Below are 25,236 nucleotides of genomic sequence, written 5' to 3'. Positions count from 1 at the left end.
GACCGTGCGCCCCGCTGACACACGGGTGCTCGCACACGTCCCTGTGCGCACCTTCATGTGTCAGCGGGGCGAAGAGGAGGACCGCCGCAGCGAGCCCGTCACCTGCCTCACGAATCGCATGAAGGTCCGCCGCAGGCGTCCGTTGACGGCGAGCATCAGGCCCGCTACCGCCAGCCCGGCGGCGGTACCCGCGAGGATCTGCGGCACGTTCCCGTCGACCCAGAGCCGCGGCAGCGCCGCCGCGACCGCGATGGGCGCCGCGAACAGCGCCGTCGCATAGGCCGTCCCGCCCAGCACGGACCGTGCCGACACCCCCACGGCCCTCCCGGCGAACACCGCGCCTACCGGCCAGAACACCAGCCACGCCGCCGCGTTCATCACCGACACCCCGACCACGCCCCACGGCAGCCCCGCGAGCGACAGCGCGACCACCGCCGGCTGGCTCCAGAGGCTGAAGCGCAGCCCCGCGGCCGTGGCCTCGCCCGCGATGAACAGCCACTGCTGGACCGTCGCGACCAGCCGGAAGCCGGCCCCGATGGTGACCAGCTGGAAGACCATGCCGGCGACCTGCCAGTCCTCGCCCAGCAGCACCACCACCAGCGGCTCGCCTATCGCAGCCGCGAGCCACATGGCGGAGACCATCGACATCACTATCGCGACCTGGAGGCTGTCGAAGGCGCGCATCATGCGCTCGCGGTCGTCGCGGACCCGCGCGAGCAGGGGGATCGCGACCTGCTGGAGGCCGTCGGTGAGCGAGTTGACGGGCGTGGCGGACAGCTGCGATGCGCGGTCGTACTGGCCCACCATCGCGGCAGGCTGGAACAGGCCCATCACCGGCACCAGGATGCTGCGCGTGAGGCTGCGGACCATGGTGAGCCCGAAGATGTGCGCGCCTACGCGGATCAGCCCCCCGGCCTCGCGCCACTCGCCTGGCAGCCCGGGGCGCCACCGCGCGGCGAAGGCGAGCCACGGCAGCTGCAGCGCCTGCGGCACCACCGCGAGCACCACCAGCGCGTACGGGCTGCCGGTCGCCGCGGCGAAGGCGACCGCCGCGCCCACGCCGATCACGCGCGTGGCCGCCACGATCGCCTGCGAGGACGCCGCCTTGAGATCCACCATGAGCTGCCCGCGGAACTGCGCGGTGAGCCCCGCGAGCAGCGGCACCAGGGCGAGCCAGCGGGTGAGGGGCACGATGCGCGGCTCGTCGTAGAGCGCGGCGATCGCGTCCGCGCCCAGGAAGAAGGCGAGCGCGAACACCACGCCCAGCCCCGCGTTGACCGCGAACAGCGAGCTGCGCGCCTTGTGCGACAGCCCGGGCGCCTGCGCGACCGCCATCGGCAGCCCGAGCCCGATGATCGCGACCGCGATGTCGGACAGGCTCACCACGATCGCGACCAGGCCGAAGTACTCCGGCGCGATCCACCGCGCCAGCAGGATCACCGAGACCAGGCGGGCGGCCATGGTGACCGCCTGCGTGACGATCGCGACCACGCCGCCGCGCGCGCCGACGCGCGCCAGGTCCGTCATGCCGGGACCCGGCTTACGGGGACGATGCGGGGCGGTGCGATGCGGTGCGCGAGCCGACCTGCCATCCTCACCCCCGGGTGCGATCACATGTGCTCGCACTCTACCTGGCGGGCCGCTCGCGTCCCCGGGGAGCGCACGCGCGGGCGATAGTGTGGCGCGCGTGGAGCCCAGCGCGCTGGCCGCGGCGGATGCGGTGGAGCTCGCCCACGCCCTCGTGGACAGCGTGGGGCGTGCGCGCGGCATCCGCGTGCTGTTCCTCAAGGGACCTGGCTCCGCCCACCACGGCCTGCGACCCGCGCGGGTCAGCGCCGATGCCGATGCGATGGTGGCGCCCCAGGACCTCGCCGCGATGCTCGACGGCCTCGCCGCGGCCGGCTGGCACGAGCGCGAGCACTCCGACCTCGCCCATCTGTTCGCGACGCACTCCGTGACGCTCATCCACGACTCCTGGCCGTGCGACATCGACGTGCACGTGCGCTTCCCGGGATTCCTCCGGGAGCCCGCGGACGTGTTCGAGGCGCTGTGGGAGCGCCGCGTCCCGCTCACCCTGGCCGGCGTCGAGGTGTGCATCCCCGACCGCATCGGCGCCATCCTCATCGCCGCGCTGCACAGCCTGCGCACGCCCGCGCAGACCACGCGTCACGCCATCGAGGTCCGGATGCTGCTCGACACCGTCCTGCCGTCGCTCTCGGAGACGGAGCGCGCGGACCTCGCGAGCCTCGCCTCCCTCACCGGGTGCCAGGACACCGCGCGACCGGTGCTCGAGCGCTTCGTCGCGCTCCCGCCCCCGACGCCCGCGCGCGTGGACCCTGACCTCGACGCGTGGCGGGTGCGCACGGGCGCGCAGGGCTCGTCGACGGTCCAGCACTGGCAGATCATCGCGGGCTCGCCGCTGCGGCGCCGTCCGCGACTGATCTGGAACGCGTTCTGGCGCTCCGAGCAGGACCTGCGGCGCGACCATCCGGAGATCCGTCCCGGTCGAGCCGCGCTGGTGCGGGCACGCTTCGAGCGCTGGGGCCGCGGGCTTCGAGCCGCGCCCGGGGTGGTGTCCTCGTTGGCCCGCGCGCGCCGCGGCGAGACGGACCGCACCCTCACCCGCCCCGACAAGGACGGCGCGCCGTGACCCGCGCATCGTCCCTGCGTCAGGCGCCAGGGCTCGCAGAGGTCAGGCACGCCGACCACGCCGTGGTGCTCAACCTGCCGCGGGTCGAGCAGCAGCAGTCGCCGTACCTGTTCGAGGGCGTGGCCTTCGAGATCTGGACCCGCATCGACGGCGCGCGGACCATCGACGACGTGGCCGGGGAGCTCGCCGCGGCGCACGGTGGCGGTGCCGAGGAGATCACTGAGGCGGTCGCCGCGTTCGTGGCCGAGTTGACCGCGCTGGGACTGGTGGAGAGGGTCGCGCCCCTAAACTGACCAGACGAGGGACAGGAAAGAGGGATCCATGGAGCTCCAGGACTACCTGCGGGTGTTCCGCGCACACTGGATCGTGATCGTCATGGTCACCGTGCTGGGCGGCCTGCTCGCATTCGGGTGGACCCTCACGCAGCCGAAGGTCTACACGGCCACCGGCTCCGCGATCATCACCACGGGCGCGAGCCAGGACCTGGGCAGCGCGCTGGTGGGCGACAACTACGCGAAGTCCCGCGTGAAGAGCTACCTGGACATCGCGAAGTCCCGCAAGGTCGCGGAGCATGCCGCGGAGGAGCTGGGCCTGTCCTCGAGCGCGGATGCGCTGGTCGCCCGCGTGTCCGTCACGAATCCGCTCGACACGGCCGTGCTGCGCGTCGCCGCGAACGGGCCCACGCCCGAGGCCGCGCGCGACCTTGCCGAGGCCTGGATCGCGGGCATGACCGCGGTGGTCTCGGACCTCGAGAACGAGGGCTCCGCGGACGGTGAGACCACCTCGGTGGTGAGCCTCCAGACCCTCGACAGCGCGGTGCTGCCGTCCGCTCCCACCTCCCCGAACGTCAAGCTCGCGGTGGTGCTGGGCGTGCTCGTGGGCCTCGCGCTCGGCATCGGCTACGCGCTGGTCAAGGCCGCGCTCGACCGCCGGCTGCGCAAGACCGAGGACGTGGAGCGGGAGTTCGACGCGCCGGTCGTGGGCGCGCTGCCCTTCGACCCGTCCTTCGCGCGCTCGGCGATGAAGGTGGACACGAGCGACTTCGCCATGAAGGAGGCGGTCCGCCAGCTGCGCACCAACCTCCAGTTCATGGACGTCGACAACCCGCCGCGCGTCATCGTGGTGACCTCCGCGCTGCCCGGCGACGGCAAGTCCACCGCGGCGATCACGCTCGCAGAGGCGATCGCGGACTCCGGCCACGACGTGGTGCTCGTCGACGCCGACCTGCGCCGGCCGGTGATCGCCAAGAAGCTGGGCCTGGTCGAGGGCGCGGGCCTCACCGACGTGCTCGTGGGCCGCGCCTCGACGCGCGACGTGCTGCAGGCCTACGGCGAGACGGGCCACCTGTTCGTGCTCGCCTCGGGCGTCATCCCGCCCAACCCGTCCGAGCTGCTCGCCTCCGACGCGATGAAGACCCTGCTCTACGGGTTCCCCGAGCACGCGATGGTGATCATCGACACCCCGCCGCTGATCCCGGTGACGGACGCCGCGGTGCTGACGGCGCGCACCGACGGCGCGCTCGTGGTCGCCCGGTCCGGCAAGACCACCATCGACGTGCTCGACCGCGCCTTCCAGAACCTCGACAAGGTCAAGGGACGCGCGCTCGGCGTGATCCTCAACTCGGTCCCGCGCCGCGGGGCGCACAAGGACCGCTACGCCTACGCGTACGAGTACCAGCACAAGCAGGGCCGGGGCGAGGCGAAGGCTGCCCCGGCGGAATCCGTCGCGGCACCGCGCGCGGCCGGCACGGGCGGACCCAAGCATGCCGCGGCAGGCCGGCCGTCCGACCAGCGGCGCGAGGGCCGCCCCGAGGGCATCCTCGACTGGGACCACGTGGTCAGCGGGGAGTCGGGGGCGCGCACGCCCGGCGAGGCCTGACGCGATGCGGGAGGTCCCGGCACGCCTGCGCGTGCTCATCGTCGACTCCGACAACGCGGGCCGCTCCGCGGCGGGGGAGCGCATGCTCCGGCGCCATCTCGCGAGCCATGGCGTGAGCGCGGAGGCGATCCGCGTCACCAGCGCGGGTCTCGACGCCGCGGACGGCGAGCCGATGCTCGATCTGGCGCGCGCCGAGATCGAGCGCAAGGGGGCGAACCCGGCGGGCTTCCGCACGCGGTCGCTCAGCGCGGCGATCGTCGACGCCGCGGACCTCATCGTGACGGGCACCAAGGCCGAGTGGGAGACGCTGGTGCAGCGCCATCCCCACGTCGCGCGCCGGGCCTTCACCCTCTCGGAGCTCGCCTTCCTGTACGACGGCGCCGTGCGCGCGGCGCCGCTCGCGGAGCATCCGGCGCTGCTCGGCCGCCGCCGCGATGCCGCCACCCGGATCCCGCTCGACTTCGAGCTCCCGCCCCTCGAGGCCATCGAGGAGCATGTCCACCAGCTGGGCGACCGCATCGACGCCGCGTGCGCGTGGATGGCGGCGGTGTGGGCGGCGCTGCTGCCGGCATCCTCCCACCCGGAGCCGAGCGAGGACGCGATGCGGCTCGACGCCTTCGGCGTGCGCCTCGCGGTGGACTTCGCGGGCGCCGGGGTGGCACCTGTCGCCGCCGCGGCGCGGCGCATGTGGAGCCGCTGCCTGGTGCCGGGGGCGGACGATGCGCCGGTCGAGTCCGCGATCGAGGTCACGGTGGATCCCGACCCTGCCGTGATCGCGGCCGCGCGCGTGGCGGGCGGCCTCGCGTACGGCGACCCGTCCCACGCGATCCACTTCCTCACGAGCGCCATCACCGTGCGGGCCATCGAGCAGCGCGTGGGCGGGATGGTGATGCTGCACGCCGCCGGGATCGCGGCACCCACCGGGGAGGTGGTCGGCTTCATCGCGCCCTCCGGTACGGGGAAGACCACGCTCGCACGCACGCTCGGCGCGCACTACGGCTACGTCACCGACGAGACGCTGGCGGTCGACGCCGACCGCCGCGTCCTCCCGTACCCGAAGCCGCTGTCGATCCTCGAGCGCAAGGCGGGTGGCCTCAAGGAGGAGTGGGGGCCCGAGTCGCTCGACCTGGTGCCGGTGCCGGGCGCGCCGCTGAGGCTCGTCCGCCTGATGCTGATCGAGCGCGACATCTACGCCGACAGGCCCGTGATCGAGGAGCTGCCGCTCCTCGAGGGCCTCGCGCACCTGGCCGAGCAGATCTCCTTCCTCGCGCGCCTGCCCCGCAAGCTCCACACGCTCGCGGACCTGGTCGAGTCCGTGGGCGGCGTCTCACGCCTGCGGTACCGGGAGGCGCGGGACGTGATCCCGCTCATGCCTCGCCTGCTCGGGGCGACCGCGTGAGCCCGGCCGAGGTCCCCCCGGTGCCGGCCCTCATGGACGATGCGCGCGTGAGGTCCGTGTGGGACGACGCGATCGAGCGCGACGGCCAGATGCTGGTGCTCGCGGGCAACGAGGTGTCGCTGCTGTCCCCGGTCGCCACCGAGCTGGTACGCGCGGCCCGCGAGGACATCACGGTCGCGGAGCTGGGCGAGCACCTGGCCGAGGTCTTCGGTGCGCCGCCGGGACAGGACCCCGCGGCGGCCGTCCGAGAGTTCCTCGCGGCCCTGCTGCAGAGAGGCGTCATCGAGGTCGACTGATGCCGGGTTCGTCCCTGTTCGTCCCGGTATGACGGCGGGTCGGACCGGTCCTCGCTTTACGAGGATCCCCGGGCGGCCGTACCCTGATCCCGCGTTGGGGGAGGGCCCGGCGCGTATGAGCTGAGGGGTTCATGATGAGCGTTGCTGAGAGCGGTGTATCGCGCCGCCGCATTGTCCAGGGAGCGGCGTGGGCCACGCCCGCGGTCCTGATCGCGACGGCCTCGCCGCCGGCCGCGGCATCGCAGACGCCCGGTGCGGTCTCGCTCGCGACCTCGACCTTCGTCGCAAGCGGCGTCAACAGCGTCCTCACGCTTGTGGTGACCAATTCCGGCGTCGCCGGCTCCGAGCCGCTCACGGGCACGCAGGTGACGGTCACCGTCCCCGCGTCGCAGGTGACCGCGGCGCCCGTGTCCTCCTCGGGTTCCGGCTGGGTCCTCACCGGCCCCACCACCAGCGGCACGTCGGTCATCTACACCGCCACGTACGCGGCCTCGATCGCGACGTCGACCTCGTCGACCGCGTTCGCGCTCACGCTCGCCCCGGCAGGCGAGGACCCGTACCCGCTCAACGCGGCGCTCGCGGCGTCCGCCACGTCGAACGGTGCGACCGTGACCGGGAGCCGCACGGTGACCCGTGCCGGCAGCGTCAACGCGTTCAGCGCGACCGTCGCCGACCCGGTTGCCGGGACCGGCAGCTCGTACTCCTACCAGGTCACGTCGAGCGCGTCCGTCACCAACGCCAAGATCGTGGTGACGTGGACGCCCGAGGGGCTCCAGGGCCAGAGCTCGACCGTCGACATCTCCGGGTGGACCAAGGCCTCCGCAGTCAACGACTCGCCGTCGACCGGCATGCGCACCACCACCTTCACGTACACGGGGACGCTCGCCCCCGGCGCCATCGTGCTGTCGTTCAAGAAGCCCAAGGTCGGGAGCACCTTCACGCTCGTCGCGACCGGCACCGAGGTCACCTCCACCACGGTCTTCACGCGCACCGTGGGCGGCCAGTTCCACTGAGCCTCGCCGTCACGCACCGGCACCGGTGATCGCGGGGCGCCGTGCCTGGGCCCTCGCAGCCGACGGACGCCGCACCTATCCTGAAGGTGCGGAATGTCCGAAGGTGAAGGTGCGGCATGGGTGCAGAGCGTGATCGCGACGGGCCGTCCCGTCGAGGCGCACTGATCGCTGCCGCATGGACGGCGCCCGCCATCGTGATCGCGGCATCGTCCCCCGCGGCGGCGACCTCCCCGGAGAACCCTCTCGACGGCTCGTTCATCGAGAACCTCGAGTCCGGCAACGACGACCTCTACCGCGTCACGGTGCACCTGCCCGAGGGCGTGGTGCTCGAGAACGCCACCCTCGCCATCCATTGGGAGCCCACGAACGCGCCCGACGCCTCGGTCGAGGTCAGCACCGGCGGCAGCGCGTGGAGCCCGGGCGCCACGGGTGACGCGGACGTGGTGTTCGTCGCTCCCGGTCCCATCTCCGACTCCGACCAGTTCGTGGTCGCGTTCAATAAGGGGGTCAACGGGTCGACCTTCACGGCGACGCTGTCGGGGACCGTGGGCGAGGACGATGCGTCGGTGACCTTCGTCGGCGAGCTCTGAGACGCACGGTTGTTGCGCGAAACCGTGCAATCGCGACAATCTGCGCTTAGCCTGAGGCGTACGTGACCGCTCCGCTCCTGACCGAGGAGGATGCCATGGCCGAGTCCAACATCGATGGGATGAACCGCCGACGCGTCCTGCAGGGCGCCGCCTGGACCGCTCCGGCGGTGCTGATCGCGAGCGCCTCCCCGGCGATCGCCGCGAGCTCGGTGGTGCTCGAGTTCGTCAACGCCCAGCTCAACGACGTGGGTGGCGACCGCGCGCAGATCCAGTTCCTGGTCCAGAACTTCAGCACGCCCGACACCCCGATCGAGAACGTCTACGTCGAGGTGGTCTACAACGGCAGCGGCAGCCCCACGCTCGAGGAGCCGGGCGATCCGTGGACCGTGAGCGGGTCGAGCCCCGCCTGGGTGTTCTCCGACGGCGACCTGTCGAACAACGGGGCGACGCTGTTCTGCCTCTTCTACCTCAACGGTGTCGCGGCGGGGGACACGGTGACCATCACCGCCCACGGGACGGTCGACGGCAGCGACCTCGCGTCCACCCCGGTCACCATCCCGTAGGCGTCGCGCGCGAGGTTTGCGAGGTTCGTCCGCGATTGCTCGTGTGAGGTGCGTCACACCGCTTCGCACCAGGTGACATTCCGGCCCGGATGCGGGACCTTGGCCCGTAACGTCACGGTGTGACGGACATCTCGAGGCGACGTGTGGTGGTCGGTGCGGCGTGGGCCACGCCGGCGATCCTGGTCGCGACCAGCTCCCCTCCGGCGGCCGCCTCGGGCGGCGCGCCCGCGACCTCCGCATGCTCGGACGCGGACAACGGCACCGCCGCAGTGGTGACCGCGCTCGGCTGGGAGGTCAAGAGCGGCAGCGTCGACGCGCAGTACGGCACCAACGGATGGACGCCCGCCGTCGCCGGGGACAGCATGACCATCACCAACGACTGGATGGGCATCGGGACCGCCGAGGGCTTCAAGTCGATGGACGACAATGCGACCACCACCACGCCCGCCGTGCTGGTCGCTCGCTACGCCTTCACCGCTGTTCGTGGGGCGGTGTACACCGTCGACTTCACCTCGAAGGTGCAGTACGGCGGCGGCAGCAACTCCAGCTCGCGCCAGAGCATGGTGCTCACCGTGGACGATGCGGCGGGATCCTCGACGCTGACCAAGCTCTCGATCCCCCACACCAGCGCTTACGGCGGCTGGAGGGCCATGCCTCCCGGGAACACCTCTGATGCCCAGATGGCGGAGGCCGGGTACGACCTCCAGGCGCATGAGAGCAGCAGGGCGCGCTCCGTGCAGGTGACAGGCAACGGTGGTCAGGCGGTCCTCACCTTCACGTTCACCGTCGAGCCGATCGCGACCGGCGAGGCGAACCCCGTCAGCGACGACATCTGGGTGTCGCTGCCCACGGTCACGCAGGTCGCCTGCGCATCCTGACGTCGCCGCAGGTCCGGGGGCGAATCGGACCTTTCGTACGGACGTGGGAGAAGGTTCTCGAACGGTCCGAACGTGCCGCATACTGATCTGTGTGACGGAGATCTCACGGAGGCGCGTGATCGCCGGGGCGGCCTGGGCCACCCCGGCGATTCTTGTCGCGACCAGCTCGCCGCCCGCCGCGGCGTCCGGCGGCGCGAGCAGCACCACGCCGCCGGTGACCGGCGCCGCCCTGACGCAGCACCACTTCGGAGGTGGGTCGGGCTGGGACGGGCAGCCGTCGGCCCTCACCTTCCAGCTCCAGTACGCGCTCAAGTACATGGCCGGCTGGCCGGCGACGCTCGTGGTGCCGACCACGTGGGTCATCACGCTGCGCAACGCCGCCGGTGCGGTGGTCGGCTCGGCGACCGGCACGGCCGCGGTGAGCCAGACCGCCGCCGCCCAGGTCCGCACCACGCTGTCTGTCACGGCGACCGGCACCTACTCCGCGACCTACCTGGTCACCTCCGGCTCGGCCACGGTCGACGGTGTGACCTACAAGCCCGACGACCTCATGAGCGAGCAGCCGGTCACCATCAGGGTGGACCGCCTCACCTGGTAGGCGCGGGCGCCTCGACCCGGGCGAGGATGTCGCGCACCGCATCGTCCAGCCCAGAGCCCTCCACCAGGAAGCCGTCGTGGCCCACCTCCGAGTGGAGCAGCGTGACGCCCTCGCAGCGCGGCAGGGCAGCGGCGAGCCGCTCGGAGTCGGAGAGCGGGTAGAGCCGGTCGGAGTCGATCGCGACCACCAGCGCCTCGCCCTGGTACTCGGCCAGAGCCGCCTCGACGCCTCCTCGCCCGCGCCCCACGTCGTGCGTGTTGATCGCATGGAGCATGCGCAGGTACGTGTTGGCGTCGAAGCGCCGCGCGAGCTTCTCCGCGTGGTGGTCCAGGTAGGACTCCACCGCGAACACGCCCCCCGGCCGCAGCACGTCGCCCTCCTGCGCGCCGCGCCCGAAGCGCCCGTTGAGCTCCGGTCCGGAGCGGTACGTGGTGTGCGCGATCGCGCGCGCGATGCCTAGGCCCGTGTGCGGCCCCTCGCCGGCGGCCGCGTCGTAGTAGTCGCCGCCGCGGAACGCCGGGTCGAGCCGGATGGCGGCCCCCTGGGTCGCGTGCCACGCGATCTGGTCCGCCGTGGTCGCCGCCGTGGACCCGATCGCGCCGATCGCACGCACCCGCTCGGGGAACGTCGCGGCCCACTCGACCGCACGCATCCCGCCCATGCTCGGCCCGATCACCAGCGCCCACGCGTCGATCCCCAGGTGGTCCGCGAGACGGGACTCCGCGATCACCATGTCGTGCAGCGTGACGTACGGGAACTCGGACCCCCACGGGTGGCCGTCGGACGGATGCGGATGAGCCGGCCCGGTGCTGCCCTGGCACCCGCCCACCACGTTCGCGCTCACCACGAACCAGCGGTCGGTGTCGATGGGGTGGCCCGGGCCCACGAGCCCGTTCCACCAGCCGCCGGTGAGATGGCCCTCGCCTGCGTCGCCGAGCACGTGGCTGTCGCCCGTGAACGCGTGCGCGACGTACACCGCGTTGTCCCGTTCCGCGTTGAGCGTCCCCCAGGTCTCGTACGCGAGCGTGACGTCCAGCCCGCCTCGCGGGTCGGCCTCGAGCGGCAGCCAGCCGATGTCGACGAACCGCCGCTCGCCGGGGTGGTCGCCGGGTCTCCACGCGGCCGATGCGGGGATCGGGCCCAGCGCGGCGCGGCTCTCCGCGCGTGTCGGGGTCGAGCCCGGCGCCCAGCCGGTCTCGACGTGGTCGCCGCTCATGCGTGCGCGACCTCCGCATCGTCCGTGGTGGCGACGCGGGCGGCGGCCTCGAAGCCGCGACCCAGGTCCGTGAGGATGTCGTCGATGTGCTCGATCCCCACGGAGAGCCGGACCAGCCCGGGGGTGACGCCCGCCTCGGCCTGCTCCTCGGGGGTGAGCTGCGAGTGCGTGGTGGTCGCCGGGTGGATCGCGAGCGAGCGCACGTCGCCGATGTTCGCCACCAGGGAGTGGAGCTCGAGCGCGTCGACGAACGCCTGACCTGCGTCCTTGCCGCCCGCGATCTCGAACGCGAGGACGGCGCCGCCGCCGCGCGGAGCGTACTTGCGCTGAAGGTGGTGCCACGGGCTGCTCGCGAGGCCGCTGTAGGCGACCGCGAGCACCTGCGGGTGCCCCTCGAGGAAGTCCGCGACGCGCACGGCGTTCTCGACGTGGCGCTCGACGCGCAGGCTCAGGGTCTCGATGCCCTGGGCGATGAGGAACGCGTTGAAGGGGCTGATCGCGGCGCCGGTGTCCCGCAGGAGCTGGACGCGGGCCTTGAGGATGAAGGCCAGGTTCGCGCCGAGCGGCGAGCCCACGCCCAGGTCGCGCGCGTAGACCAGGCCGTTGTAGCTGGGATCGGGGGAGTTGAAGCCCGGGAAGCGGTCGGGGTGGAGCGCATAGTCGAACGCGCCGCCGTCGACGATGACGCCGCCGATCGCGGTGCCGTGGCCGCCCAGGTACTTGGTGGCCGAGTGGGTGACGATGTCCGCGCCCCATGCGAGCGGGTTGACCAGGTAGGGCGACGCGACAGTGTTGTCCACGATGAGCGGTACGCCCACCTCATGCGCGACGGCCGCCACGGCCTCGATGTCGAGGAGGTCCTGCTTGGGGTTGGAGATCGACTCGCCGAAGAACGCCTTGGTGGTGGGGCGGACGGCCGCGCGCCAGCTCTCCGGGTCGTCCGGGTCCTCCACGAAGGTGACCTCGATGCCGAAGCGGGGAAGCGTGTGGCGGAACAGGTTCGACGTGCCGCCGTAGAGCGACGGAGAGGCGACGATGTGGTCGCCGGCGTGCGCGAGGTTCTGGATCGCGAGCGTGTTCGCCGCGGAGCCGGAGCTCACCAGCAGCGCGCCTACGCCGCCCTCGAGCGCCGCGATACGGGTCTCGACGGCCTCGGTGGTGGGGTTGCCCAGGCGCGTGTAGATGGGGCCCAGCTCGCCGAGCGCGAAGCGGGCGGCAGCCTGGGTGGTGTCCTCGAACACGAAGGACGTGGTCTGGTAGATCGGCAGCGCGCGGGCGCCGGTCTCGGCGTCGGGGGTCTGGCCGGCGTGGACCTGCAGCGTCTCGAAGGCCCAGGTGGGGGTGGTGGTCATGGTGGCTCCTGTGTCGGGATCGTTCTCGGGGATGAGGCGGATCCGCGGCCCCAGGTCTGGTGCCACCGGCCATCGGGCGTGCAAGCGCGCCGACCGCCCGCGACCCTGGGGGCGCGGTGCGACACGTGGCGTGTGGGCCCGGAGGTGCTACGGCTCGCGGGGCTCAGGCCTTCTCGCGAGCGGCGCCCTCACGGGCGCACGCCGAACGTGCGCTGGTCAGCGGCACATTCGACGGAGCATGGGAGCGACTGTAGGGGGCGATCCGGCCGCGGTCAACCCAGGATCGCTCGACATGCCGATGCGCATCGCCGGACATACGCTGGCGGGAAGGGTGACGTCTGGGGGCGGCATGCACGAGCAGGGTCGAGGCGCGGGTCCGGCGCGTCGGGGAGTGATCATCGGTGCCGCGTGGGCCGCGCCCGCGATCGTGATCGCAGCCTCCGCGCCGGCTGCGGCCACGTCGAACGTGGTGAACAGCGACGTCACGGTGATCTCGAGCGTGAGCATCGGCGTCGGGTGGGGGGCCACGCCCAACAGCGTGGGCGCGGAGATCAGCTACTACCTCGCGTACGACGCGGACTGGACGGCGGCGGGGATCACCGAGATCCCCGCGACCCTGACCATCACCGCCGTGCGCACCGACGTCGACCCGAACGAGACCTACACCAGCACGCAGCCGATCACCATCATCGGCTCGGGGCAGGCGGTGCAGATCATCATCGACGACATCCCGCCGGGCGAGTACCAGGTCAGCTACTCGATCATCGCGGACGCCGTGGTGGGCAGCGACGGCGTGACCTACCAGGCGAACCCGGCCTCAGGCGGGCCCACGTCCGTCACCGTGCCGTCGCCGTGACCACGCGACGGTAGCGGGAGCGCCTAGGCTGCGACGGTCTCGCGCGGGGCGCGCGCCTTCTCGCCGAGCGCGACCCGTCCTGCCATGAAGGTGCGCAGGAGCACGACCCCCAGGATCGAGCCGAAGATGCCGAGCGCGGCGGTGACCAGGAGGCTCGGGATCAGCGCGTCGACGCCGGCCTTGTCGAGGACGAACCTCGAGGCGAGGATCGCGAACGGGTGCAGCAGGAAGATCCCCGACGAGTAGCCGCCCACCCAGGCGAGGAACCTCGAGCTGAGCCCCAACGCGAGGAAGGCGAGCGGGAAGGCGACTCCGAGCGCGATGCCCAGGATGTCCATCCGCTGCGACGTGTAGGACCAGATGCCGTTGACCGGCACCTGCGTGTACGCGAAGAGCACGAGCGTCGCGATCGCCATCACGATGCCGCCGCGCAGGCCCGTGCGGCGCCAGTCGAACCGGGTGGCCGCGAGTCCTGCAACGAAGAAGAGGCCCAGGTAGCAGGCCTGTGCGAGCTGGAGCAGGTGGCTCGACCCCTCGAGGTCGACCGTCACGTTGACCAGCAGCAGCGCGCCGATCAGGATCCCCACCCGCGCGGGGGTCTCGATCAGGTGGAACGCATCCAGCAGCGCCACCACGGCGAAGACCCAGAAGCTCGCCAGCAGGAACCAGTACGGCGCGATCGAGTACAGCAGCCAGTGCAGGGGGCCCGCCTCGGGCGGCGAGCCCATGAGGATCCCCGCAAGCCCGACGGCGGGGACGAAGATCGCATAGGGCACCAGCAGGCGGCGCACCTTCTTGGACAGGAACTGCCCGTAGAGCGCGCGGTCGGTGAGCGGACGCCATGCGTAGACCAGCCCCGCGAGGAAGGCGAAGAGCGGCATGCGGATGTACGTGAAGGTGTCCGCGTACCATTCGAGCCAGCCGGCGGCGCCCCACTGGCTATGGGAGACGTGCAGGGTCACCAGCAGGATGCAGGCGATGCCTCGCAACGAGTCGACATTCGTATCCCGTCCGCCCATGGCGCGCCCCCCTGGCGTCGTGTCGTGCAAGCAGGAACCCTCGGGCTCACCGTAACCCGGCGGCGGTTGCGATGTCACACAAATCGGGACAATTCGTACGTGGACGTGCGTCGACGGGCGCAGGGACGGCCCATCGATGCGTCCTGAAGCGCCTGCACGCCAGTTTTTCCTATTTGCCCCTTGTGCCCGACCTACGAGGCAGTTGTATGTTTGCAGTGCAGCAAGACGGACACCCCGGACCGTGGAGCCACCGATGACGACTTCAGCCGACCGCCGCCTCGCCTTCTTCGTGCACTTCCACAAGGCTGGAGGCACAAGCGTGGTGGAGCTCGCCCACCGCAACGGCGAGACGCTGTACCCGCGCCATGCGAACGGCAACCCGCTCGACGAGCGCGGCAAGGTGCATCGTCCGTGGGACCTCTCCGCCGAGGCGCTCCACGCGTATGTCGACGACCTCCTCGACTCCGGCGTCACCTTCATCGCGACCGAGTGGGCGGTGCCGGCGCTCGAGGTGCTCGGCGCGCGCCCGGACGTGCAGATCGTCACCGTGATGCGGGAGCCCGTCGCACGCCTCATCAGCAACTTCCGCTACGACTACGCGAACGGCTACACCGAGCACACCGACATCATCGACTACGTGGACGACCACATCGCGCCGCACACCTCGACCTCGTACTACACGAAGATGCTGCTCGGGGCGGACTGGCAGGAGGACGCCGAGCCGGAGGAGCTGCTGACGGTCGCTCAGCAGCGCCTCGAGCAGATGGACGTGGTCGGGGTGCTGGAGCAGTCCGGGTGGGTCGACGAGATCTGCGAGACGCTGGGATGGGAGCCCGCCGACGTGAAGGCCAACCCGCATCGGCAGGGGTGGAGCTCCCGCCTCAAGCGTGCGGTGAAGTCCGCCCGCGGCGGCCGGACGGACCTCGCGATGCGGGAGTTCCGTCCCGTCCCCGAGGTCTCGGACGTGCAGAAGGCGCGCCTTCGCGAGTGGTGCGACCTGGACCGCGAGCTCTACGCGCGCGTGGTGAGCGCACGCGTCGCCGCGTAGCGCGCACTCGGGCAGCGGCTCACAGGCGCCGCTCGAACTCCTCCATGAAGGCGTTCATCTGCGCGGTCTCGACCAGGAAGCCGTCGTGGCCCACGGGGGAGTGCACCACCTTGACCCCCTCAGACCCCGACAGCGCGGCGTCGAGCCGCTGCGAGTTCGCGAGCGGGTAGAGGCGGTCCGAGTCGATCGCGATCACCAGAGCCGGGTCCGTGTACCGCGCCAGCGCGGTCTCGACGCCGCCACGGCCCCGTCCCACATCGTGCGACTGGATCGCCTGGGCGAGCCTCACGTACGTGTTCGCGTCGAAGCGCCGCGCGAGCTTGCGCGCGTGGTGCTCGAGGTACGACTGCACCGAGAACAGGCCGCCCTTGCCCAGCGGATCGGAGCCGCCCTGGTAGCCGCGGTCGAAGCGCTCGTTGAGCTCCCCCGCGCTGCGGTAGGTGGTGTGCGCGATCATGCGCGCGATCCCGATGCCCACGTGCGGGCCGTCGCCGTCCGCCGCGTCGTAGTAGTCGCCGTCGCGGAACCGGGGATCCGCCTTGATCGCGGCGAGCTGAGCGGTGGACCACGCGATCTGGTCGGCCGTGGTCGCGCCCGTCGAGCCCACCGGGGCCACCGCGCCCACGCGCTCGGGTGCCATCGCGACCCACTCGAGCGCACGCATGCCGCCCATCGACGGGCCGGTCATGAGCTTCCAGCGGTCGATCCCCAGGTGGTCCGCGAGGAGCATCTCGGCGCGTGCCATATCGCGCATCGTCACGTAGGGGAACCGCGAGCCCCACGGGCGACCGTCCTCGGGGTGCGCGCTGGCCGGGCCCGTCGAGCCCTGGCAGCCGCCGATGACGTTCGCGCACACGATGAAGTGGCGTGCGGGGTCGATGGGCTTGCCCGGGCCCACCATCGCGTTCCACCAGCCGCCGGTATGGTGGCCAGGCTCGGCCGGGCCGAACACGTGGCTGTCTCCCGTGAGCGCGTGCGCGACGTACACCGCGTTGCTCCGGTCGGGGGCGAGCTCGCCCCACGTCTCGTAGGCGAGCACCGTGCCCGGGAGCACGCCTGACGGATCGGCCTCGAGCGGGAGGTCGCCCAGCGGGAGGAAGATGCGGCGCCCCGGGTGGTCGCCCTCGCGCCATGCGGCGCTGGCGGGGATGGGCGCGCCGGCGCCCGGGCCTTCGTCCGCGGCCTTGGCGTCGGTCTCGATCCCGTCGTCGTCCATGGCGCTCAGCCTAGAGGGCGCGCGGGGTGCCGCTGCGGCACCTCATGTCGGGCGCCGGAGGTGCCGATGCCAGAGGTAGGCCCGAAAGCGTGTGCGGCACGGGGTTCCGCAATCCGTCCCTCGGGCCTAGGATCAGTGGCGGAAGTTACTGATGTGACAAACGTGACCAGGGCGGTGGATGTGACGGCAGGGGTTCGGCGGGCGCTCGCGCTTGTGACGATGTTCGCGATCGCCAGCGCCGTGGTGGTGGCGGGCCCGACGCATCGTGCGCGCGCCGAGGACTACCCCGGCCAGGCGGAGATCGACGCGGCGCGCGCCGCTGCGGAGGACCTCGCCTCGGGCATCGACGAGCTCGACAACGCGATCGCCGCGCTCGCGGCCGCGCGCGACGAGGCCACCGCGAACGCCCTGCTGGCCGGCGAGGACTACATCGAGGCGCAGGATGCCGCCGATGCGGCCCAGGACACGCTCGCCGCCGCGAACGAGCGCGCCGAGCAGGCGGAGAAGGAGCTCGCCGTCGCACGCGAGAACCTCGCCGCCGTCGCGCAGGCCGCGTACCGCGACTCGGGCTCGATGAGCCAGATCGGTGCCGTCGTGGGCGCGGAGTCCGTCGACGACGTCATCGCGCGCACCGAGGCCTTCGAGCGCGGCTCCGACGAGGCGGATGTGTGGGTGCAGCGCGTGCAGGCGGCCGAGCTGGTCGCGAGCACGATGCGCGAGTACGCGGACGACGCCGCGACCGAGGCCGATGCCGCCGCGACGGAGGCGCGCTCCGCGTACGCGGAGGCGCAGGACGCGCAGGACCACGCCGAGCAGGCGGTGGCCGAGGCCGACGCGACGCGCGCCGACGCCGTGACCCGCCTCGCCGAGCTGCGTGGCGTCACCGTCGCGCTCGAGGAGGAGCGGCAGGCCGGTCTCGAGGCGGAGCGCGCGGCGCGCGAGCAGGCCGAGGCCGAGGAGCGCCAGCGGGCCGCGGAGGAGGCCGCTCAGGCCGAGGAGACGGCGCGCCCGCGTCCCACCTCGACCGCGACGTCCACCTCGACGCCCAAGCCCACCACCACATCGTCCCCGAAGCCGACGACCACGTCGACGCCCAAGCCCACCACGACCTCGACTCCCAAGCCGACCGAGACCTCCGAGCCCGAGGAGACGCAGACCTCGGAGCCCGAGGAGACGTCGACCCCCAAGCCGACCGCCACGAGCGAGCCGGAGACGCCGGCCACCGCGTGGAAGTCGACCGCCGCGCAGGGTGTCGCGGCGTCCAACGCCGCCCTGGGCCTGTCCGGCAAGCCGTACCAGCTGGGCGCCTCGGGTCCCACGTACTTCGACTGCTCGGGCCTCACGTCCACGGCGTGGTCCTCCGCGGGGCACTGGATCACGCGCTCGTCGCGGAGCCAGTACTCGTACACCACGCACCTGTCGTACTCGCAGATCCGCCCGGGAGACCTGGTCTTCTACGCGACCAACACCTCGGATCCGTCGACCATCTACCACGTGGCCATGTATGTGGGCAACGGCATGGTGATGGAGGCGGTGAACCCCTCCAAGGTCTCCGGTACCCGCGGCCTCTACGCATGGATGGCGTCGAACATGATGCCGTACATCGGCCGCCCCTGACCCCCGTCCGACAGTCCCAACGGATCTCGGCGCGACACGCCGTGGATCGGACGCAAGAAGCCCCCGACACGCCGCGGAACCGGGATCGGTTCCGTTGGGAGTGTCGGGGGCTTCTGCGCGAGCTCAGTGCTGCGGCGGGTGCAGCGGGTTGAGGGTCGCGAAGGGCGTGCCCTTGGCGCGCTCGAACGACGAGCGGATCTCCTCCTCGGCCTCCTCGCGCGACACCCAGTGGGCGCCCTCGACGGACTTGCCGGGCTCGAGGTCCTTGTAGACCTCGAAGAAGTGCTGGACCTCGAGGCGGTGGAAGTCGGAGACGTCCGTGAGCTCCTGGCGCCAGGTCTGACGCTGGTCGCCGACCGGCACGCACAGGACCTTGTCGTCGCCGCCGGCCTCGTCGCGCATGCGGAACATCCCGAGCGCACGGCAGCGGATCTGGCAGCCGGGGAACGTGGGCTCCTCGAGCAGCACGAGCGCGTCCAGCGGGTCCCCGTCCTCACCGAGCGTGCCGTCGATGAAGCCATAATCGTCCGGGTAGCGCGTCGAGGTGAACAGCATGCGGTCGAGCACGATGCGGCCGGTGTGGTGATCCACCTCGTACTTGTTGCGCGAGCCCTTGGGGATCTCGATGGTGACGTCGAATTCCATGCCTGGCGTCCTTAGCGTTAGGTCTGAGGTCCTGGTGCGGTCCGGTACTAGTGTGGCGCATGTTCGGAGGTCGTGGGTGCGAAGAATCGTCGCGGGTGTGCTGGTCACCCTGCTGGTCCTGGCTGGCGGCTACCTGTACGCCGACGCGCAGGACTGGGTGCCGGGCTGGATCACCGCCGCACCCGTGGACGAGCCCCAGGCGCCGTTCATCACGCAGCAGCCCGTGACCGCGGAGAGCCCCGCGGGGACCGATGCGGTCTCGGACCTCGACGTCGACGCGCCGCGCCCCTCGGCCGCCGAGGTGCAGGAGCTCGCCGAGGCGGTGCGGGCAGACTCCCGCACGGGCGAGTCCACCAACATCTCCGTGGTCGACTACCTCGACGGCACCGTCTATGCGGACGTCGACGCCTCCGACCCGCAGGTGCCCGCGTCCACCACCAAGCTCATCACGGTGGTCGCCGCGGTCTCGCAGCTGGGCGCCGACTTCACCACGTCGACCACGGTGCGCTGGAACCCGAGGTCGCGCACGCTCACCCTTGTCGCGGGCGGCGACTCGCTGCTCGCCGCGGACCAGGGCCACCACGGCGACGTGGACGATGCGGAGGACGCGGCCCAGGGGTGGGCCGGGCTCGGCGACCTCGCCGACCAGGTGCTCGAGTCCCTCGGGGACGATGCGGCGGGCGCCGTGCGGGTCGAGGTCGACGACTCGGACTTCCCCGGACCGGCCTGGCCCAAGGAGTGGCCCCAGTACGCGTTCGACATGGGGTACGCCGGACCCGTGTCCGGGCTGGCGGTCGACGGAGCGCGCCTCACCGACGACAACTACGCGCAGCGAGCCGCCGACCCGTCGCTGCACGCGGGCGGCCTGTTCGTCACCGCGCTCGAGGCGCGCGGCCTCACCGTGAAGGGGGAGGCGACCCGCGCCTCGTCCCCCGTGGCGGACGATGCGCGGGCCCAGGAGATCGCCGCCGTCGAGTCGGCGCCGCTGTCCGAGGTCTCCCGCCACCTGCTGTCGGTGTCCGACAACACGGTGGCGGAGCAGGTCGCGCGGGTGCTCGCGCTCGAGATGGGCTACAAGGCCACGCCCACGGGCGAGGCGAAGGCGATCCGCCGGGCGCTCGACCAGATCGGGGTCGACATCGAGGGGCTCGAGCTCCACGACGGCGCCGGCTTCTCCGACCGCAACCAGATCTCCCCGGCGACCATGACGAGCGCGCTGCTCGCCGCGCGGGACGTTCCCGCGCTCGAGGGCCTGCTCGACTGGCTCCCGCTCGCGGGCCTCGAGGGGACCGTCGAGACGCGCTACACGGACACCTCTCCGGCCGGGTACTGGCGAGCGAAGACCGGTTCGCTCACGGGCGTCACCGCGATCTCCGGCGTGATCGTGACCGCGGACGGCCGTCCCCTGGCGGTGTCGATCCTCGCGGACGGCATGCCCTACGGGCAGGTCGAGCCGAAGGCCGCGTTCGACGTGCTGCTCGGCGCGCTGGCAGAATGCGGCTGTGCAGGATGAGGCCGGGCCGGACCAGGGACACGTGGTGACGGGTCCGCACCCCGCGGTCGCGGCGTGCAGGGTCGCCGTCCGCGACGCCCTGGGCGACCTCGAGCTCGGCACCCGCGTGTGGGTCGCCTGCTCCGGCGGTCCCGACTCGCTCGCGCTCGCCGCCGCCGTCGCGTTCGTCGCGCGCAAGCAGGGGCTGTTCGCCGGCGCGATCATCGTCGACCACGGTCTCCAGCCCGACTCCGCCGTGGTCGCGGAGCGCGCCGCGCATGAGGTCCGCAGGGCCGGCATCCACACCGTCCACATCGAGCGGGTGGTGGTCGGGCGCGCCGGAGGCATGGAGGCGGCCGCGCGCGAGGCCCGCTACGCCGCGCTCGAGGCGCGCATCGACGCCGAGGGCGGGCTCGACCCCGTCCTGCTGACCGGCCACACCATGGACGACCAGGCGGAGACCGTCCTGCTCGCGCTCGCGCGCGGCTCGGGTGCGCGCGCCCTGTCGGGCATCCCCGCCCGCCGCGGGCGCATCGTCCGCCCCTTCCTCACGGTGCGGCGCAAGGACACCCTGGCCGCGTGCCAGGCGCTCGACCTCGACCCGTGGCACGACCCCACGAACGTCAGCGAGGACGGCCCGCGGCGCTCCGCGCTGCGCACCCGCGTGATGCCCGCGCTCGTCGAGGTGCTGGGCCCCGGGGTGGTGTCGGGGCTTGCCCGCTCGGCCGCGCTGCTCCAGGCCGACGCGGACGAGCTCGACCGGCAGGCGCGCTCCCACGCCGCCGCCGCATCGTCCTGGGCGACCGCCCCGGCGGCCTCCGCGGCGGCCGGACGCGCGGACGAGTGGCGCTGCGACATGCTCGCCGCCCTGCCCGATGCGATCCGCACGCGCATGCTCAAGATGATGGCGGAGAACAAGGGCGCCGGGCCCCTGACCGCGACCCACGTGGCGGCCCTCGACTCGCTGGTCATGCAGTGGAAGGGGCAGGGCGCGATCTCGCTTCCCGGCGGATACGAGGCCCGCCGCGAGTATGGCAGGCTGGTCATCAGCCACCCGGGACATAAGGAGAGGCCAGCGTGAGCTTCCAGTACGACATGAGCGACTTCTCCGAGGTGCTCGTGAGCGAGAACGCGATCGGGCGCAAGCTCGACGAGATGGCGGCGGAGATCCGCGCCGACTACGCGGACAAGGACCTGCTGCTCGTGGGCGTCCTCAAGGGTGCGGTCATGGTCATGGCGGACCTCGCGCGGCGCATGCCGCCGGCCGTGCAGATGGACTGGATGGCGGTGTCCTCCTACGGCTCGGGCACCAAGTCCTCGGGCGTGGTGCGCATCCTCAAGGACCTCGACGCGGACCTCACGGGCCGCCACGTCCTGATCGTCGAGGACATCATCGACACCGGCGTCACGCTGTCGTGGCTCACCGGCAACCTGCGCTCGCGCGGCGCGGCCTCGGTCGAGGTCGCCGCGCTGCTGCGCAAGCCCGCGGCCGCCGTGGTGGACGTGCCCGTCAAGTACCTGGGCTTCGACATCCCGAACCAGTTCGTGGTCGGCTACGGACTCGACTTCGCGGAGGACTACCGCACGCTGCCGTTCGTGGCGGTGCTCAAGCCCGAGGTCTACGGCGACAAGTAACCCGCCCTGACAGTCGCAACGGACCGAGTCCCGGGTGCGCGGCGTGTCGGGCGGGTTTCGCTGAGGATCGTCGGCGTGTCGGTCTGAGATCCGTTGCCGCTGTCACGGGTGGACGGCGTGAGGTCCACGGCCCCCGTGCGCCCGCGCGTCCTCCCCCGATCGAGATCGCTGCGTCGCGCCGTGGAGCGCCGCGCGCGACCGTCCCATCCATGGATCCGGTGCGCGCCCTTCTCATGGCCGGCGGCGCCGCGCGGTGGACCGATCTCGCGGATGCCGGGGTGTCGCGCGGCGCGCTGCTCCATGCGGTGACCGAGGGCACGGTGGTCCGCCCGCATCGTGGCTGCTTCGCGCTGCCGCAGGCGCCGTACGAAGAGGTCGATGCCGTGATCTTCCGCGGCGAGCCCGCGTGCGTGAGCGTGCTGGCGGCCAACGACGTGCCCGTGCTGCCTGCACCGATGATCGCCCACATCGCGGTGCCGGACTCGCGGAGCCTCTCCAACCTCGGTGCCAGGCCGCTCGATCGGGTGGCGATCCACCGGACCACCCGGTACCCGCTGGAGCGGATGCGCGAGGTTCCCATCGCGCTCGACCTGGCGTCCCGTTGCCTGCCGCCTGCTGAGCACCTCGCAGCGATCGAGGGTGCGATCCGCGGTGAGAAGGCCGCGCCCGATGTGATCGAGCGGTTCAGGATCTGCAGCGAGGAGCGCCGGGCCTGGCTTCTCGCGCGGCTGGACCTCTCGTCCGAGTCGCCCACGGAGACGCTGGCGCGGGTGACGATGCGCGACGCGGGCCTCGACGTGAGGACCCAGGTCGAGCTCGAGGGGGTGGGACGGGTCGACTTCGTGGTCGGGGGAGTGGTCGTGGTCGAGTGCGACGGCTTCAGCTACCACCGCGATAAGCCGCAGTTCAGGAGGGACCGCGATCGTGGTCGCGCCGCGACCACCTGGGGACGTGCTGAGCTGCGCTACACGTACGACGACGTCGTGTGGAACCGCGACCTGATCGTGCCCGACGTGCGCGCGACCTTGTGGCGGCTGGCGAACCGCTGACCCGGCACCGTGACACCCGCAACGGAACTCGGTTCGACACGCCGACGTTGTGCCCGGTATGGGCCCAGAACTCCGGTGTGTCGTTCTCAACTCCGTTGCCGCTGTCAGAGAACGGCAAGCCGTGAGCGAAACCTTTACGTTCCGTCTGAACCAACGCGTAGAGTCGGGGGCACGATGAAGAACGTCCTCAACATCCGCCTGATCATCTTCTATGTCGCCGCGGCGCTGCTTGTCGCCTGGGTCGTGTCAGGGCTGCTGTCGCCGCGCACGCAGCAGGTCGACACCTCGGTCGGCCTCGACATGCTCGAGCAGCAGGTCGCGGACCAGGTCAAGATCGTCGACGGCGACCAGCGCGTCGAGATCACCCTGATCGACTCCGAGGACTTCCCGGAGGGCACGCCCGAGGAGTGGGCGGACTACCGCGGCAAGGTGGAGTTCTTCTACGTCGCGCCGCAGGGCGAGGAGATCGTCGCCGCCGTCAAGGCCGCCGATCCCGCCCAGGGCTACAACTCCGAGGTGCCGCAGAGCTCGATCTGGGCGTCGATCGCGTTCACGTTCCTCCCGATCCTGCTGCTCGTCGGCCTGTTCTGGTTCCTCATGTCGAACATGCAGGGCGGCGGGGGCGGCCGCCTCATGAGCTTCGGCAAGTCGAAGGCGTCGATGGTGACGCCCGACACCCCGACCGTGAAGTTCGAGGACGTCGCGGGCGTGGACGAGGCCGTCGAGGAGCTCAAGGAGATCGAGGAGTTCCTCGAGAACCCCGCCAAGTTCCAGGCCGTGGGCGCCAAGATCCCCAAGGGCGTCCTGCTGTACGGCCCTCCCGGCACCGGCAAGACCCTCCTCGCGCGCGCCGTCGCGGGTGAGGCGGGCGTGCCGTTCTTCTCGATCTCCGGATCCGACTTCGTCGAGATGTTCGTCGGCGTCGGAGCGAGCCGTGTCCGCGACCTCTTCGAGCAGGCCAAGAAGAACAGCCCCGCGATCATCTTCGTCGACGAGATCGACGCGGTCGGCCGCCACCGCGGCGCCGGCCTGGGCGGCGGCCACGACGAGCGCGAGCAGACGCTCAACCAGATGCTGGTCGAGATGGACGGCTTCGACATCCACACCAACATCATCATGATCGCGGCGACCAACCGCCCCGACATCCTCGACCCCGCGCTGCTGCGCCCCGGGCGCTTCGACCGTCAGGTGGGCGTCGACGCGCCCGACCTCAAGGGCCGCGTCAAGGTGCTCGAGGTCCACGCGAAGGGCAAGCCCATCTCGCCCGAGGTCGACCTGGACGCGCTCGCGCGCCGCACGCCCGGCTTCACGGGTGCGGACCTCGCGAACGTGCTCAACGAGGCCGCGCTGCTCACGGCCCGCCGCGAGAAGCAGCTCATCGGCCCGTCCGAGATGGACGAGGCGATCGACCGCGTCATCGCGGGCCCGCAGAAGCGCACGCGCGTGATGAACGACCACGACAAGCGGGTGACCGCGTACCACGAGGGCGGCCACGCGCTCGTGGCGGCCGCGATGCGCCACACCGACCCCGTCACCAAGGTGACGATCCTTCCGCGCGGTCGTGCGCTCGGCTACACGATGGTGATGCCGCAGGAGGACCGGTACTCCAAGACCCGCAACCAGCTGCTCGACAACCTCGCGTACGCGATGGGCGGCCGGATCGCGGAGGAGCTCGTGTTCGGCGACCCGTCGACGGGTGCGTCGAACGACATCTCGCAGGCCACCGAGATCGCCAAGCAGATGGTGACCGAGTACGGCATGTCGACCCGCATCGGCTCGGTGCGTCTCACGGGCAGCTCCGGCGAGGTCTTCCTGGGCCGCGACATGGGGCACGGACGCGAGTTCTCCGAGTCCGTGGCGTCCACCGTGGACCAGGAGGTCCGCGAGCTCATGGACAACGCCATGGCCGAGGCCACGCTCGCGCTCACCCAGAACCGTGCGATCCTGGACGCGCTCGCCGAGGCGCTCCTGGAGAAGGAGACGCTGGGCGAGACCGAGCTCGCGGAGATCTTCGCCGACGTGCACCGCATCGCGGCGCGCGACGAGTGGATCTCCGGGCACTGGATCGAGGCCGCGCCCGCGATCGCCAAGGGCAGCGCGATCGAGGTCCCCGCCAAGGAGGCCGCCGCGGACGATGCGGCGCAGGGCGAGGACCCCGCGCGCGACCCCGAGATCGACGAGGACGCCGTTCCCGCGCCCGACCTGGTCGAGCCGAAGGACGAGTGA

General features: G+C 71.8%; 24 protein-coding genes. 18 read left to right on the top strand and 6 right to left on the bottom strand.

Going from position 1 to position 25,236, the window contains the following annotated elements; translation table 11 throughout:
• Positions 1–60: 60 nt before the first annotated feature.
• Positions 61–1,527 carry an oligosaccharide flippase family protein gene (locus AOM00_RS02110; RefSeq protein ID WP_062516218.1) on the bottom strand — a complete coding sequence of 489 codons (1,467 nt, stop codon included), beginning with the start codon at positions 1,525–1,527 and terminating at the stop codon, positions 61–63.
• Between the two features lie 160 nt (positions 1,528–1,687).
• Here AOM00_RS02110 and AOM00_RS02105 point away from each other — a divergent pair, with 160 nt between their 5' ends.
• The 10 genes from AOM00_RS02105 to AOM00_RS02060 all read left to right on the top strand — a co-directional run bounded on the left by AOM00_RS02105 (position 1,688) and on the right by AOM00_RS02060 (position 9,865).
• The gene (locus tag AOM00_RS02105; RefSeq protein WP_169746796.1) at positions 1,688–2,650 is read left to right on the top strand and encodes a nucleotidyltransferase family protein; all 963 of its coding nucleotides are present in this window, start codon (positions 1,688–1,690) and stop codon (positions 2,648–2,650) included.
• A complete protein-coding gene (locus AOM00_RS15555; RefSeq protein ID WP_062516216.1) occupies positions 2,647–2,943 on the top strand; it encodes a PqqD family protein in 297 nt (98 codons plus the stop codon). The genes AOM00_RS02105 and AOM00_RS15555 overlap by 4 nt, the downstream gene beginning before the upstream one ends.
• Before the next feature lie 28 nt (positions 2,944–2,971).
• Positions 2,972–4,528, top strand: coding sequence for a tyrosine-protein kinase domain-containing protein (locus AOM00_RS02095; protein WP_062516215.1), 1,557 nt, complete (start codon positions 2,972–2,974; stop codon positions 4,526–4,528).
• Positions 4,529–4,532: 4 nt separating this feature from the next.
• Entirely contained in the window at positions 4,533–5,927 is a 1,395-nt protein-coding gene (locus AOM00_RS02090; protein ID WP_062516214.1) for an arsenate reductase/protein-tyrosine-phosphatase family protein, read from the top strand.
• The gene (locus tag AOM00_RS02085) at positions 5,924–6,223 is read left to right on the top strand and encodes a PqqD family protein (RefSeq protein ID WP_156158984.1); all 300 of its coding nucleotides are present in this window, start codon (positions 5,924–5,926) and stop codon (positions 6,221–6,223) included. Before AOM00_RS02090 ends, AOM00_RS02085 begins: the two co-directional genes overlap by 4 nt.
• A gap of 134 nt (positions 6,224–6,357) precedes the next feature.
• Positions 6,358–7,236 (top strand): hypothetical protein, encoded by an 879-nt coding sequence (locus tag AOM00_RS02080; protein ID WP_156158983.1) that lies wholly within the window; start codon positions 6,358–6,360, stop codon positions 7,234–7,236.
• A 116-nt stretch (positions 7,237–7,352) separates the two neighbouring features.
• Positions 7,353–7,826, top strand: a complete 474-nt coding sequence (locus AOM00_RS02075; protein WP_062516211.1) for a hypothetical protein — start codon at positions 7,353–7,355, stop codon at positions 7,824–7,826.
• A gap of 62 nt (positions 7,827–7,888) precedes the next feature.
• The gene (locus AOM00_RS02070; RefSeq protein WP_062516210.1) at positions 7,889–8,389 is read left to right on the top strand and encodes a hypothetical protein; all 501 of its coding nucleotides are present in this window, start codon (positions 7,889–7,891) and stop codon (positions 8,387–8,389) included.
• Positions 8,390–8,508: 119 nt separating this feature from the next.
• Positions 8,509–9,267 (top strand): hypothetical protein, encoded by a 759-nt coding sequence (locus AOM00_RS02065; protein WP_156158982.1) that lies wholly within the window; start codon positions 8,509–8,511, stop codon positions 9,265–9,267.
• 91 nt (positions 9,268–9,358) lie between these two features.
• A complete protein-coding gene (locus tag AOM00_RS02060) occupies positions 9,359–9,865 on the top strand; it encodes a hypothetical protein (RefSeq protein ID WP_156158981.1) in 507 nt (168 codons plus the stop codon).
• Here AOM00_RS02060 and metX (AOM00_RS02055) read toward each other — a convergent pair.
• Together metX (AOM00_RS02055) and AOM00_RS02050 are read right to left on the bottom strand one after the other, a co-directional pair.
• A complete protein-coding gene (gene metX, locus AOM00_RS02055; RefSeq protein ID WP_062516207.1) occupies positions 9,855–11,081 on the bottom strand; it encodes a homoserine O-acetyltransferase MetX in 1,227 nt (408 codons plus the stop codon). The two genes, AOM00_RS02060 and metX (AOM00_RS02055), sit on opposite strands and share 11 nt — an antisense overlap.
• Positions 11,078–12,433 carry a bifunctional o-acetylhomoserine/o-acetylserine sulfhydrylase gene (locus tag AOM00_RS02050; protein ID WP_062516206.1) on the bottom strand — a complete coding sequence of 452 codons (1,356 nt, stop codon included), beginning with the start codon at positions 12,431–12,433 and terminating at the stop codon, positions 11,078–11,080. The genes metX (AOM00_RS02055) and AOM00_RS02050 overlap by 4 nt, the downstream gene beginning before the upstream one ends.
• Before the next feature lie 349 nt (positions 12,434–12,782).
• On the opposite strand from AOM00_RS02050, the gene AOM00_RS02045 reads away from it, so the two are divergent.
• On the top strand, positions 12,783–13,289 hold the full coding sequence (locus tag AOM00_RS02045) for a hypothetical protein (protein ID WP_156158980.1): 507 nt from the start codon (positions 12,783–12,785) through the stop codon (positions 13,287–13,289).
• Between the two features lie 23 nt (positions 13,290–13,312).
• On the opposite strand, the gene AOM00_RS15550 is transcribed toward AOM00_RS02045, so the two are convergent.
• A complete protein-coding gene (locus AOM00_RS15550; protein ID WP_169746795.1) occupies positions 13,313–14,308 on the bottom strand; it encodes an acyltransferase family protein in 996 nt (331 codons plus the stop codon).
• A 253-nt stretch (positions 14,309–14,561) separates the two neighbouring features.
• Between AOM00_RS15550 and AOM00_RS15545 the strand changes: the two genes are divergently transcribed.
• Positions 14,562–15,356 carry a hypothetical protein gene (locus tag AOM00_RS15545; protein ID WP_062516203.1) on the top strand — a complete coding sequence of 265 codons (795 nt, stop codon included), beginning with the start codon at positions 14,562–14,564 and terminating at the stop codon, positions 15,354–15,356.
• A gap of 19 nt (positions 15,357–15,375) precedes the next feature.
• On the opposite strand, the gene metX (AOM00_RS02030) is transcribed toward AOM00_RS15545, so the two are convergent.
• Positions 15,376–16,572: a homoserine O-acetyltransferase MetX gene (metX, locus tag AOM00_RS02030; RefSeq protein WP_082096426.1), complete on the bottom strand. Its 1,197-nt coding sequence runs from the start codon at positions 16,570–16,572 to the stop codon at positions 15,376–15,378.
• A 180-nt stretch (positions 16,573–16,752) separates the two neighbouring features.
• Here metX (AOM00_RS02030) and AOM00_RS02025 point away from each other — a divergent pair, with 180 nt between their 5' ends.
• Positions 16,753–18,189, top strand: coding sequence for a C40 family peptidase (locus tag AOM00_RS02025; RefSeq protein ID WP_156158979.1), 1,437 nt, complete (start codon positions 16,753–16,755; stop codon positions 18,187–18,189).
• A gap of 123 nt (positions 18,190–18,312) precedes the next feature.
• On the opposite strand, the gene AOM00_RS02020 is transcribed toward AOM00_RS02025, so the two are convergent.
• Entirely contained in the window at positions 18,313–18,834 is a 522-nt protein-coding gene (locus tag AOM00_RS02020; protein ID WP_062304568.1) for an inorganic diphosphatase, read from the bottom strand.
• A gap of 76 nt (positions 18,835–18,910) precedes the next feature.
• Between AOM00_RS02020 and dacB the strand changes: the two genes are divergently transcribed.
• From dacB to ftsH, 5 genes are all read left to right on the top strand, one after another.
• Positions 18,911–20,347, top strand: coding sequence for a D-alanyl-D-alanine carboxypeptidase/D-alanyl-D-alanine endopeptidase (dacB, locus tag AOM00_RS02015; RefSeq protein ID WP_169746794.1), 1,437 nt, complete (start codon positions 18,911–18,913; stop codon positions 20,345–20,347).
• The gene (gene tilS, locus AOM00_RS02010; protein ID WP_228373376.1) at positions 20,337–21,407 is read left to right on the top strand and encodes a tRNA lysidine(34) synthetase TilS; all 1,071 of its coding nucleotides are present in this window, start codon (positions 20,337–20,339) and stop codon (positions 21,405–21,407) included. The genes dacB and tilS overlap by 11 nt, the downstream gene beginning before the upstream one ends.
• A 14-nt stretch (positions 21,408–21,421) precedes the next feature.
• Positions 21,422–21,961: a hypoxanthine phosphoribosyltransferase gene (hpt, locus tag AOM00_RS02005; protein ID WP_062516309.1), complete on the top strand. Its 540-nt coding sequence runs from the start codon at positions 21,422–21,424 to the stop codon at positions 21,959–21,961.
• Between the two features lie 209 nt (positions 21,962–22,170).
• Entirely contained in the window at positions 22,171–23,010 is an 840-nt protein-coding gene (locus tag AOM00_RS02000) for a type IV toxin-antitoxin system AbiEi family antitoxin domain-containing protein (protein ID WP_062516200.1), read from the top strand.
• A 174-nt stretch (positions 23,011–23,184) separates the two neighbouring features.
• On the top strand, positions 23,185–25,236 hold the full coding sequence (ftsH, locus tag AOM00_RS01995; RefSeq protein ID WP_082096424.1) for an ATP-dependent zinc metalloprotease FtsH: 2,052 nt from the start codon (positions 23,185–23,187) through the stop codon (positions 25,234–25,236).

The sequence above is a fragment of the Demequina gelatinilytica genome, assembly GCF_000971115.1.
GTDB lineage: Bacteria > Actinomycetota > Actinomycetes > Actinomycetales > Demequinaceae > Demequina > Demequina gelatinilytica.
The sequence above is the reverse complement of the archived record's forward strand: the minus strand, read 5'-3'. Positions and strand labels throughout refer to the sequence as shown.

Coding starts and splice junctions, on each gene's coding strand:
- metX (WP_062516207.1), bottom strand. CDS start 11,081: ATGAGCGGCGACCACGTCGAGACCGGCTGGGCGCCGGGCTCGACCCCG.
- metX (WP_082096426.1), bottom strand. CDS start 16,572: ATGGACGACGACGGGATCGAGACCGACGCCAAGGCCGCGGACGAAGGC.
- hpt (WP_062516309.1), top strand. CDS start 21,422: ATGAGCGACTTCTCCGAGGTGCTCGTGAGCGAGAACGCGATCGGGCGC.
- ftsH (WP_082096424.1), top strand. CDS start 23,185: ATGAAGAACGTCCTCAACATCCGCCTGATCATCTTCTATGTCGCCGCG.
- AOM00_RS02110 (WP_062516218.1), bottom strand. CDS start 1,527: ATGACGGACCTGGCGCGCGTCGGCGCGCGCGGCGGCGTGGTCGCGATC.
- AOM00_RS15545 (WP_062516203.1), top strand. CDS start 14,562: ATGACGACTTCAGCCGACCGCCGCCTCGCCTTCTTCGTGCACTTCCAC.
- AOM00_RS02045 (WP_156158980.1), top strand. CDS start 12,783: ATGCACGAGCAGGGTCGAGGCGCGGGTCCGGCGCGTCGGGGAGTGATC.
- AOM00_RS02095 (WP_062516215.1), top strand. CDS start 2,972: ATGGAGCTCCAGGACTACCTGCGGGTGTTCCGCGCACACTGGATCGTG.
- AOM00_RS02075 (WP_062516211.1), top strand. CDS start 7,353: ATGGGTGCAGAGCGTGATCGCGACGGGCCGTCCCGTCGAGGCGCACTG.
- AOM00_RS15550 (WP_169746795.1), bottom strand. CDS start 14,308: ATGGGCGGACGGGATACGAATGTCGACTCGTTGCGAGGCATCGCCTGC.
- AOM00_RS02090 (WP_062516214.1), top strand. CDS start 4,533: ATGCGGGAGGTCCCGGCACGCCTGCGCGTGCTCATCGTCGACTCCGAC.
- AOM00_RS02000 (WP_062516200.1), top strand. CDS start 22,171: ATGGATCCGGTGCGCGCCCTTCTCATGGCCGGCGGCGCCGCGCGGTGG.
- AOM00_RS02080 (WP_156158983.1), top strand. CDS start 6,358: ATGAGCGTTGCTGAGAGCGGTGTATCGCGCCGCCGCATTGTCCAGGGA.
- AOM00_RS02020 (WP_062304568.1), bottom strand. CDS start 18,834: ATGGAATTCGACGTCACCATCGAGATCCCCAAGGGCTCGCGCAACAAG.
- AOM00_RS02050 (WP_062516206.1), bottom strand. CDS start 12,433: ATGACCACCACCCCCACCTGGGCCTTCGAGACGCTGCAGGTCCACGCC.